General features: G+C 34.3%; 8 protein-coding genes. 3 read left to right on the forward strand and 5 right to left on the reverse strand.

Translation table 11 applies throughout. The features are described from left to right. Positions 1-27 precede the first annotated feature (27 nt). Complete coding sequence (locus BUC11_RS07005) at positions 28-3,018, reverse strand: amidohydrolase family protein (protein WP_073352949.1); 2,991 nt, start codon at positions 3,016-3,018, stop codon at positions 28-30. A 233-nt stretch (positions 3,019-3,251) separates the two neighbouring features. On the opposite strand from BUC11_RS07005, the gene BUC11_RS07010 reads away from it, so the two are divergent. The 3 genes from BUC11_RS07010 (at position 3,252) to BUC11_RS07020 (ending at position 6,775) form a co-directional block, all read left to right on the forward strand. Continuing rightward, positions 3,252-4,787, forward strand: coding sequence for a YifB family Mg chelatase-like AAA ATPase (locus BUC11_RS07010; protein ID WP_073352950.1), 1,536 nt, complete (start codon positions 3,252-3,254; stop codon positions 4,785-4,787). 441 nt (positions 4,788-5,228) lie between these two features. Beyond that, a complete protein-coding gene (locus tag BUC11_RS07015; RefSeq protein WP_073352951.1) occupies positions 5,229-5,834 on the forward strand; it encodes an REP-associated tyrosine transposase in 606 nt (201 codons plus the stop codon). Positions 5,835-6,076: 242 nt separating this feature from the next. Then, positions 6,077-6,775, forward strand: a complete 699-nt coding sequence (locus BUC11_RS07020; protein WP_073352952.1) for a pseudouridine synthase — start codon at positions 6,077-6,079, stop codon at positions 6,773-6,775. 261 nt (positions 6,776-7,036) lie between these two features. Here BUC11_RS07020 and BUC11_RS07025 read toward each other — a convergent pair whose 3' ends face one another. The 4 genes from BUC11_RS07025 to ypfJ form a co-directional block, all read right to left on the reverse strand. Further along, positions 7,037-7,702 (reverse strand): RloB family protein, encoded by a 666-nt coding sequence (locus BUC11_RS07025; protein ID WP_073352953.1) that lies wholly within the window; start codon positions 7,700-7,702, stop codon positions 7,037-7,039. Between the two features lie 2 nt (positions 7,703-7,704). Continuing rightward, on the reverse strand, positions 7,705-9,081 hold the full coding sequence (locus BUC11_RS07030) for an AAA family ATPase (RefSeq protein ID WP_073352954.1): 1,377 nt from the start codon (positions 9,079-9,081) through the stop codon (positions 7,705-7,707). A gap of 407 nt (positions 9,082-9,488) precedes the next feature. Then, a complete protein-coding gene (locus tag BUC11_RS07035) occupies positions 9,489-10,778 on the reverse strand; it encodes a DEAD/DEAH box helicase (RefSeq protein ID WP_073352955.1) in 1,290 nt (429 codons plus the stop codon). A gap of 167 nt (positions 10,779-10,945) precedes the next feature. Beyond that, positions 10,946-11,806, reverse strand: a complete 861-nt coding sequence (ypfJ, locus tag BUC11_RS07040) for a KPN_02809 family neutral zinc metallopeptidase (protein ID WP_073352956.1) — start codon at positions 11,804-11,806, stop codon at positions 10,946-10,948. Between the last annotated feature and the right edge of the window lie 11 nt (positions 11,807-11,817).

Here is an 11,817-nt window from a genome sequence, read left to right on the forward strand (position 1 = left end):
CGGGTTTTTGAAATTCAAATTGTTCCGTTATTCTTCCATCGAATCACAGTGATATTCTGTTTTTTCCTTCTTTTTAGGTTCCTGAGTATTCATACCTTTATTTTTTTCTTGCAGTAACTGACCAATAAGCTCATTTCTTTCTTTAGCAATTGCCACTCTTTGCGCTTCATCTTTTTGCGCATCATAATACACAACTCCTTCAATTAAGGTTTTTTCAGCTTTAGCATAAATAGACAACGGATTTGCATTCCATAATACGATATCTGCATCTTTACCCACTTTTATACTTCCTACTTTGTCATCAATATGCAACAATTTAGCAGGATTCAGTGTTACGAATTTCCAAGCATCTTCTTCCGAAATATTACCATATTTCACTGCTTTTGCTGCCTCTTGATTCAGTCTTCTTGACATTTCAGCATCATCAGAATTGTAAGCTACTACAAGTCCTGCATTGTGCATAATTGGTCCGTTGAAAGGTATAGCATCATTTACTTCAAATTTATACGCCCACCAATCTGAGAAAGTAGAGGCTCCAACGCCGTGTTCTTTCATTTTATCTGCCACTTTATATCCTTCAAGAATGTGAGTATATGTATTTACTTTAAAATTAAATTTTTCGGCAACATTCATCAACATCAAAATTTCCGATTGAACATAGGAGTGACAAGTAATAAAACGTTCTTTGTTTAAAATTTCGGCTAATGTTTGTAATTCTAAATCCACTCTTGGCGCATTTCCTTTTGCTTTTTTACCACCAGAATTGTATGCTTTCCAAGCCATATCATATTCTTTTGCACGTTGGAAATAATCTGTAAAAACTTGTTCAACTCCCATTCTGGTTTGCGGAAAACGAGTAGGATTAGTGATTCCCCAATTGGCTTGTTTTACATTTTCTCCCAAAGCAAATTTGATGAATCCTGGTTGATTTTTATACAGCATTTCTTCTGCAGAAGCACCCCATTTCCATTTTACAATTGCAGAGCGTCCACCAATAGGATTAGCGGAACCGTGTAATAATTGCGAAATAGTTACTCCACCAGCTAAATCTCTGTAGATATTAATGTCTTCTGAATTTACCACATCTTGTATTGTTACTTCGGCACTGGAATTGTGTCCGCCTTCATTGACACCGTTTGAAATAGCGATATGTGAATGTTCATCAATAATTCCGCTGGTTAAATGTTTGCCTTTGGCGTCAATGATTGTTGCAGCTGCGTCAGAAATATTTTTCCCGATAGACGCGATTTTTCCGTTTTTAACTAATACATCCGTTTCTTCAAGAATCCCTTCTTTTTCATTGGTCCAAACAGTAGCATTTTTGAATAATAAGGTTTCTGCAGTTGGTTTTTTCAAATTACCATAAGCAACATTTGGAAATGTTGTTGGGATAATCATGTTGTTTTTCTCAATTTTGGAGGAATCCACCACTTTTACGAAAGGTGCCGTTTTTACAGCCGACCATTTTACTTCATTTCCATTAAATAAAACGGCTTTTCCAGAAAGATTTTGTGTGTCTTCAATGTATCCAATTAATCTTGTAAAGCTGGTTTTTGTTGAATCATTAGGTTTGATTACTGTCGAAATCCAATTGTTGGTCATCGTCAGTTTTGAGTTTACTTTTTTTGCATCAACTGTTGTAATTTCTGATTTTGGTGCGCTAATTTCGCCATTAATCTTCCATTTGTATTTTTCATTGTTAATGGTTAAATCATAATTCCCACGAATATCTTTTGTAGTCAAGTCATTTATAACAAATTTGTTTCCTTGAACCCAGTTTTCATAGAGTATTGTTTTTTCTTCGAAAATTTCTCCAGAAGTAATAACGAAATTGGCTAAACTTCCTGTTTTCAAAGTTCCCATTTCGTTACTTTTTCCTAAAAGTGCAGCAGGAATTGTAGTCAATGCTTCTAACGCTTTTGTTTTATCAAAACCATATTTGATGGCTCTTAAAAGATTAGGTCTAAAATCTTCCATCTTCTTTAACTTGTCTGTCGTCAATGCGAAAACAATTCCGTTATCAGCTAAAACTTTAAGGTTAGTAGGCGCTTGGTTCCAAAAACGCAAATCTTTCAATTCCATTTGGTTCGCTTGATTTGGATCAGAAACATCATAGGCTTCAGGGAAATTGACTGGAATAATAAATTTTGAATTTGTTTTTTTGATTTCCTCAATACGTTCAAATTCGTTTCCGTTTCCTTTTAGAACATAATTTAAACCAAATTCCTTCGCTATTTTGGCAGCACGCAAACTGTTTAATTTGTCTTCAGAAGCGAATATTTGAATCAATTTTTCATTATTTGCTAAGGCTTCTAATGATAAATCTTTAGTTGTTGAATTGCCTTTTTTATACCAATCCAAATCATGATACATTTGGCGTAATAATGCCATCATTCCCATTAAAGAACTTGGGTAGGATTGATTTGTGGTTACACTTTTAGTAAACGCAAAGTGATTGGTTACTTTATCAGAAAGCAATTGATTCTTTTTTTCAAAGTTGTTCAAAGCGATTAAAGTTCCTGATCCGCGTGCAATTCCGTCCGGGATATGAGTTCCCACAACACCAAATCCGGCTTTTAATAATTCTTCGGCTTTAGTTTGGTCGTATTTGAAAGCTTCGTAAGCATTCACCTCGGAACGAATGCTCTCATTCCAATAAAAACCGGATCTTTTTGTATCATATAATGGGTTTCTTTCGGTGATTCCTTTTGGTTTTTCTACTCCAAAACTGGTATACATATCAATAAAAGATGGATAAATGGATCTTCCCTCCAGATTGATTGTCGTGCAATTTTTTGGGATGGAAATATTTGTTCCAACACCAATAACTTTTCCGTTTTGAATCAGTAATGTACCTTTTTCGACAACTTGTGTGGGCGTTACATAAATTCTTGCATTGGTAAAAGCGGTAAAATTGGTGTTTTTGTTTTGAACACTTTCATTATTCGGAAAGTATTCTTGTGCGTAGGTTTTTGGCAGTAAAAAACTAAAAAAGAGAAGTAGTACAATTTTTTTCATAATGTGGTTTCTAATTATTTCCTAAAAGTAGAAAAATGTTAATATTATACCTTCAATTTTTTAAATTTTAACATTTTGTTTTTGCGAATAATAAATGGTATTGGGTTAATCATCATACTATTTGGAGTGTTTTTTGAATATTTTATGTTATTTAGTATTTTATCAGAAGTTATGTAAGATTTTTTATAACAATAAGAAAAGTTTTCTCTAATTTTAGAATAAAATAAATAGAGATGCTAGTTAAAGTTTTTGGAAGTGCAGTTTTTGGAGTCGAAGCTACAACGATTACTGTTGAGGTAAATATTGATAAAGGGATTGGTTATCATTTAGTTGGCTTGCCAGACAATGCCATCAAGGAAAGCAGTTATCGAATTGCGGCTGCACTTAAAAATAATGGGTACGCCATGCCCGGGAAAAAAATAACGATTAATATGGCTCCCGCTGATTTGCGCAAAGAAGGTTCTGCGTATGACTTAACTTTAACTATCGGAATTTTGGTCGCTTCCGGACAAATCAAAGCGGAGGATATTGATAAATATATTATTATGGGAGAACTTTCTCTTGATGGCAGTCTTCAGCCGATACGTGGCGCTTTGCCAATTGCGATAAAAGCCAAAGAAGAAGGTTTTAAAGGTTTTTTTCTTCCAAAGCAAAATGTAAAAGAAGCAGCAATTGTTGCTGGATTGGATGTTTATGGAATCGAAAACGTTCAGGAAGTGATTGATTTCTTGGAAGGTAAAGGAACCCTAGAACCGACAACTATAGATACACGGGCCGAATTTTATAAAACATTAGATTTTCCCGAATTCGATTTTTCGGATGTAAAAGGACAAGAAAGCATCAAGCGTTGTATGGAAATTGCCGCAGCGGGAGGACATAATATTATCTTGATTGGTCCGCCCGGCGCAGGGAAAACGATGCTGGCCAAACGATTACCTAGTATTTTACCGCCGATGACGTTACGTGAAGCCTTGGAAACCACTAAAATTCATAGTGTGGCAGGGAAATTAAAAGAAGTAGGTTTGATGAATCAACGCCCTTTTCGTAGTCCGCATCACACGATTTCGAACGTCGCGCTTGTTGGTGGAGGAAGTTATCCGCAACCGGGTGAAATTTCTATGGCGCATAATGGCGTTTTATTTCTGGATGAATTACCGGAATTTAAAAGAGACGTTCTGGAAGTAATGCGTCAACCTTTAGAAGATCGCGAAGTGACAATTTCGAGAGCCAAGTTTACGGTTACCTATCCTTCCTCTTTTATGTTAGTGGCAAGTATGAACCCAAGTCCGAGTGGTTTTTTTAACGATCCAGATTCTCCACAAACTTCTTCTCCTCATGAAATGCAACGGTACTTAAGTAAAATTTCCGGACCTTTATTAGATAGAATCGATATTCACATCGAAGTGACGCCAGTTCCTTTCGAAAAATTATCTGATGACCAAAAAGCAGAAAGCAGTGTTGACATTCGTAAAAGAGTGACTGCTGCTCGAGAAATACAAACGGAGCGCTTTGAGCAAATGGAAAACATCCATTACAATGCACAAATGAATACCAAACACATTAGGGAATATTGTGCTTTGGATGATGTTTCGAAACAATTATTAAAAACGGCTATGGAACGATTGAATCTTTCCGCTAGGGCCTACGATCGTATTTTGAAAGTGGCCAGAACTATCGCTGATCTTGATGCGGCTCCAATAGTGGTTTCCAGTCATATTGCTGAAGCCATTCAGTATAGAAGTTTGGATCGTGATGGCTGGTTGGGTTAAAATAGATTTCAGTTGTATAGTTACGCTCCGCAAAGTCTCCGACTTTGGGATAGTGAATAGATTATGCTTCGCAAAGTCTCCGACTTTGAGGTAGTGACTCTCGGTTTTCAACCGAATTTATTTTTGATTGTTTGATTTTTATTTCAGTCACAGACTGACGAACGCATCCTCAAAGTCTCTGACTTTGCGGAGCATGTAACATGGTGAATTAGATTTGATATTTTTGATTTTATGTCAGTCATAGACTGACGAATGCATCCTCAAAGTCAGAGACTTTGCGGAGCGAGGCGAGTAATTTATAACTTCGTTACAAACTGACGAACGCATCTTGAAAATCAGATATTTTGTATAGCGGAAGCAAAATTTCAGATTTTATGCTCCGCAAAGTCTCCGACTTTGAGGAAGTGATTTTCAGTCTCTGACTGACCCTAAAAAGACACAATGAAAGATAAAGAAGGATTTATAATTCGAGACCAATCCAAACTGCATTTTATAACCGCGGCGGTTGTAGACTGGGTTGATGTTTTTTCTAGAAAAACCTATAAAGATTGTATTATCGAAAGCTTGGATTTTTGCATTAAAAACAAAGGAATGATTTTGTATGGATTTGTAATTATGTCCAATCACATTCATTTAATTATTCAATCAGAAAACAATAAATTATCTGACTTGATTCGGGATTTCAAGAAGTTTACGGCAAAGACTATTTTGAGTAAAATAGAAACTGAGCCAGAAAGTAGAGCCGATTGGATGCTGAAACGTTTTGAATTTGCGTGTAAAAGTCACAGTCGAAATGAAAAATATCAGTTTTGGCAATATGGGAGTCATCCTGAAGAAATTTTTTCAGAAAAGTTATTTTGGTCGAAATTGGATTATATTCATTTGAATCCTGTTCGAGCAGGAATAGTGGCTAAGGCTTCTCATTATATATATTCCAGTGCTTCTAATTATGTGGAAGATAGTGGAATTATAGCAATTACAAAAGTTGATAATCCGGTAATTGATGTTTTGAAACCGCAATCGATTAGTACTTTTGATAAGTGGTGAGAAAGGTCAAAGACTTTATTACGCATCCTCAAAGTCAGAGACTTTGCGGAGCGTTATTAATTGATGTTTTGAAACTGTAATCGATTAGTACTTTTGATAAGTGGTGACAAAGGTCGGAGACCTTATTACACATCCTCAAAGTCAGAGACTTTGCGGAGCGAGCAAGTAGGGAAGAAAGAAAAGTATAGAAATAAATAAGTCAAAAAAGAGATTTCGATAGAAATCTCTTTTATTTTTGCCAGATGTTAGAAATCCTGTACCAAGACGAATATATTATTGCAATTAATAAACCAAGTGGATTGTTGGTCCACAAATCATTTTATGCGCGCGATGCAAAAGTGTTTGCTATTCAAGAATTGAGAAATCAAATAGGAGGGCAACACGTTTATCCGATTCATCGGTTGGATCGCAAAACATCTGGTGTCTTGTTATTTGCGTTGGATACAGCCGTTTTGAAAATCATGAATGATCGTTTTGCCACACGCGAAGTCGAAAAAAAATATTTAGCAATTTTACGTGGTTGGTCACCCGAAGAACTAACGATTGATTATGATCTAACCAATGATGGTGGCATTGTTCAAAATGCAATAACCTACTTTCATCGCTTGCAAAGTACCGAAATTGAGTTAGAATTTAACAATAAACAAACGTCTCGATATTGTTTGGTAGAAGCGATTCCAGAAACGGGGCGTATGCATCAATTGCGAAAACATTTCAAACATATTTTTCATCCCATTTTAGGAAGTCGCCCGCATGGTTGTAACAAACAAAATAAATTATGGTTCGAGAATTTTGAACTGAAAGGGATGATGCTTCATGCACATCAGTTACTTGTTAATCATCCCATAACAGATGAACCACTTATCATAAATGCAAAGATTAATGAAGAGTTTAGCAGAGTTGGTGATATTCTTAAACTAGATTTGAAAGAGTATGAATAAAATATTGATTTGTAAAGTAATGCTCTAAATTGTTGTTGTATTTGGAAATAACAGTTTTCAGTATAAAGAGGAACAGATTTCAGATTTTTGATCAACGATTTTTGATTTCAGATTTTAAGCACAACGTTTTATAAAGTCTCCGACTTTGAGGAAGTGACTTTATATTCTTAACCGATTTTGTTTTTAAAATATTTTAATTTTAAGGTCAGCATGAGACTGAAAAAAAAACATACTTAAAGTCGGAGACTTTGCTTAACGGGCTTATTCTTTCTGTAGCTTTTCAATTAATTTATAAATGTGTGAACCTAATTTTTTAGGATATGTTTCATTGTTATTATCTAATTTTTTAGCTATTTCAGTAGCCGCTTTTGTCAAAGGTAAAAATAGTTCCGGATTTGGGTTTTTATTATAGCCAATACCTTGTAAATCGCTTAGAACTATATCGATATGATTTTTATTTTTATTGAACTTAGCGTTTTCTAAAAGCTTTTTTTGTTCTTCATCATCATACTCAGAAATATCTTTTAAGTGCATAATCAGCCATATTTCAAAACAAGGATTACTCATTGCTAAGAAAAAGTTGTTCTCTTTATTACAGTCTATTACTAATTGATTGAAATCTATTTTATGAATAGTTTCCCAATGGTCTCTATCAACAATAAGCCAAAATTCGTCTGTTTTTTTAAAGGGGTAATTTGCTTTAGCTTTTTTAAGTAATCTTTTAACACTTAGTGGGTCTGTTCCAGTATTGACCTCTCTTTCTAAAGGAATAATTTCTATTATTCCTGAATCATTAAAAAACTCAGACATTCTAAAATCATTGAAGTATGTGACTTCAGTTTTTTGACCTTCATAGGATAAGATATACAATTTTTCCGCATCTTTAAAACTGCCTTCCCTCATTAATGGTATTGGTTCTCTTGGCATACTTAGTTGATTTGTGGGATAACAGTTAAATTATCTCTATTGCCAAACTTAGGAACACCTTTATATCTACCTAACAAATAATCACGTCTGACTTCCTTGTCAAATCTAATGCTGTAGTCTTCTAAAGAATGAAGTCTACTAGCTCCTGACTTGTCTTTAACGACAAACCATATTTCATCTTTTCTTAATAACTTTTGAGTTAAAAGAGTTGATTCGTGACTTGCAACGATAAACTGACTATTAACATTTTTACACTTGGATAGAAAAAAATCAAATAAGTCATATATCAAATTAGGATGTAAACTTCTTTCCATTTCGTCAATTACAAAAACGTTATTTCCTTTGAAAAAATCAATTATTAATGGAATTAAATCCATTATTCTTCTTGTTCCGTCTGATTCATCTCTTAAATCAAATAACTCATAGCCTCCTCCAGAAATTTTATGTTTTGTTTTTAAAAGCTGAGCTCTTATTGAGCGGTCTTTATTCAAAGAAATAACATAATATTTGTCATCTTGGATGTTAGAAATAAACGCATTAGTTTTTTCTGATTTATCTCCCACCAAATCATTCTCAATATCTTTTAATATTTCACTTGGAATATCAATTTTTTCTATGTCAACTTCTTTAAATTCTATTCCGTCAATACCAGTGTCAAAATACCCAAGCATTTCAGTAAATACTTTATTTAAATCGGTGTCTTCTAATAATTCAAACTTCTTTCCAACATTTTTTGAATTTGGATATATTACAGTTAGGGCATTTTGAAACCAATCAATAACATTGATAAGATCGTCAATGTTCGAAACATTTTCCTTTACTTTTCTTGTTCTAATTTCAGATAAGAATAATTGATTTTTCTGAGTTCCTTTTGCGGTAAATTCTAAAAATTGTTTTTCCTCCGTTTTTTTGTTTTTGCTAAGTATTGCTTCAAGGTCAAATTCTTTTGTTCTATTCTTATCTCTAGTGAATATTTTTTTTTCCGATTTTTTTGAAATTTCGTAAAGCCATTCTTCTATTATTTCCTTAGAATTAAAAATAAAACCGTAAGCATAATTTTTATCTTTGTGCTGTATTTCGTATTCGATTCTTGAATTATGTTTTAATTGCTTTTTATCTAATTTAAAATTACTATATTTTATAGGTTGTTCCGCCTTGTTTCCTTTTAAAATAAGCTCTTTTCCGAATTCGATAGCTTTAATCAAATTGGATTTTCCAGATGCATTAGCACCATAGACAACTGCTGTTTTAAGAGCGGAAGTTCCTTTTATTGATTTGGATTTATGATGTGATTTTAGAGTTCCTTTTCCTGGGATAAGGGAAAATACTTCTCTGTCTTTAAATGACAAAAAATTCTCAATTGTAAATCTAATTAGCATAATACTATCTGTTTTTTATACAAATATAGTGAAAAAATCACATTTGAAGCTTTTTTTAGGTCTAAAGTTGATTAGGGATTTGTTTTTCAGCTTGTTACACAAAAAATAGATATGTGTAAAAAAAATCATACTAAGCCACCCAATTTAGGTTAGTTATGCATCACAAGAGCCCTACTATTTATTTCAAATATATTAAATTTTTCTTACAAAGGATCTGTCTGTTGTAAATTCAATGTAGTATTTTGCAAAATGGTATTATGAAAATAAAAACGCGCTATATAGCCCCGATAGAAATGAAAAACCTAGTAAGAGCTGGTGTTCAGCTCTTACTAGGTTTGTAATGTATAGCGGGAAATACGTTCTTAAAAAACGAAAATATGCTGCTCCTAAAAAACAATAAAAATTAATTATCTATTAGAACGTCTGTCATTATTTTGACTTGGACGTCTTGGACCAAAACTGTTATTGCTGCTGCGGTTTGTAGTGTCGGTTTTTGGTTTTCGCGGAGTTGAATCGCGTTGTTGTCTTCCTTGCCCTTGTTTAATAGGTTCAGTTGATGCATTTGGGTCTGCCTCAAATCCTGCAAGTTGTTCTTTAGGCAATCTCAAACCTATTAATTTTTCAATATCACGTAAAAAAACAGTTTCATCAGGACTAAACAAAGAAATAGCTTCGCCACTTGCTCCAGCTCTTCCTGTTCGGCCTATGCGGTGAACATAATCTTCTGGAATATTAGGCAATTCAAAATTAATAACGTGCGGTAATAAAGGAATGTCTAGACCACGTGCTGCAATATCTGTCGCAACAAGTGCGGTTATACTACCATCTTTAAAACCAGCTAACGCCTTGGTTCTTGCACCTTGACCTTTGTTTCCATGAATGGCCGCTGCTACAATACCGGCGTTGATCATGCTTTCACATAATTTATTAGCCCCTTGTTTAGTGCGGGTAAATACTAATATTTGTTTCCAGTTGCCTTCTGTAATAAGTTTTATTATTAACTCTGTTTTTTTCTCTTTGGCAACAGGATATATTTTTTGAGCGATTGCTTCAACTGTAGTATTTTCAGGTGTTGCTTCAACTTGAATAGGATTGTGCAAAATTCCCATCGCTAATTTCTTAATGTCTTGTGAAAATGTTGCTGAAAATAGTAAATTCTGTCTTTTTGCTGGTAGCACTTTTAAGATGCGTTCTATATCTCTTAAAAACCCCATATCTAGCATGCGATCAGCCTCATCTAAAACTAAAATCTCTACTTTAGCGAGTGAAACTAGACCTTGATTTTGCAAATCAATAAGGCGACCAGGTGTTGCTACTAAAATATCTACACCGTTTCTAAGTTGAGCCGCTTGTGGATTTTGATTTACACCACCAAAAATAACGGTACTTCGAATATCTAAAAATGTGCTGTATTCTTTAATGTTTTCAAAAATTTGAGCAGCTAATTCTCTTGTTGGGGTTAATATTAGCGCACGAATAGGTCTTTGTCTTAATTGTTGACCTTGCGAAATTATTTGTAAAATGGGTAACGTAAAAGCAGCTGTTTTTCCAGTTCCAGTTTGTGCGGATGCTAAAACATCTTTCCCTTCTAATATAGGTTTAATTGCTTTTTGTTGTATTGGAGAAGGGGTTGTGTATCCTTTTTTGCTGATCGCTTTTAATAAAGCGTCAGATAATCCTAATGAGTTAAATGACATAAATAGTGTTTATAAAGTAAACACTATTATTTAGGTTACTTTTTAATTGGGCGCAAAGGTACTGTTAATTTTTCCGATGTGCTTTTGATTATCCCGATTTGTTTAAATATAAGCACAAAAAAAATCGGAAAATTATTCCGATTTTTAAATTCTTATTGATTTGTCATTTATCTTATTTCTGCAAAAGTATCGCCTTGATTGATATCACCTGTTTTATACCCTTTCATAAACCACGCTTTGCGTTGTGCTGAAGTTCCGTGTGTAAAGGATTCTGGAACAATATGTCCTTGAATTTTAGCTTGAATCGCATCATCACCAACGGCGTGTGCCGCGCTTAAAGCTTCATCAATATCACCTTCTTCCAAGAAATTATTCATTTTTTGATTGTAATGTGTCCAAACACCTGCGTAAAAATCAGCTTGCAATTCTAAAGCGACCGACAATTTATTGGCTTGAGATTGACTTTTTCCTTCTTGCATTTGCCTCATTTTAGTTGAAGTTCCTAACAAGGTTTGTACGTGATGACCAATCTCGTGTGCAATAACGTATGCTGTTGCAAAATCGCCTCCTTGCGCACCAAACTTAGTTTTTAGCTCTTCAAAAAAGGATAAATCCATGTAGACTTTTTGGTCCGCTGGGCAGTAAAATGGTCCAGAAGCTGATGTAGCACTTCCGCAGCCAGTTTCATAAGAATCTGTGAACAAGACTAAATTTGGTCTTTCGTATTGCAGATTATTCTCCTGAAATATTTTCCCCCAAACATCCTCCGTATCTACTAATATGGCTTCTATAAATTTGCCTTCTTCAATTTCGGCTGCGGTTAAAGCGCGTTGTTCAGTAGGATTTGTTTGTTTTCCTTGAGTCTGTTCCAAAATAGTACCTATCATCTGACCATTTTCTCCACCAAAAACATTCAGTAACAAGATGACTATTCCAATAATTCCACCACCAATAATGGTTTTTCCACCCGAAGACATTCCTCTACGGTCTTCGAAATTTTCGCTATTTCGTCTGCCACTCCATTTCATAATCTGTTATT

The organism is Flavobacterium xanthum (genome assembly GCF_900142695.1).
Classification (GTDB): domain Bacteria; phylum Bacteroidota; class Bacteroidia; order Flavobacteriales; family Flavobacteriaceae; genus Flavobacterium; species Flavobacterium xanthum.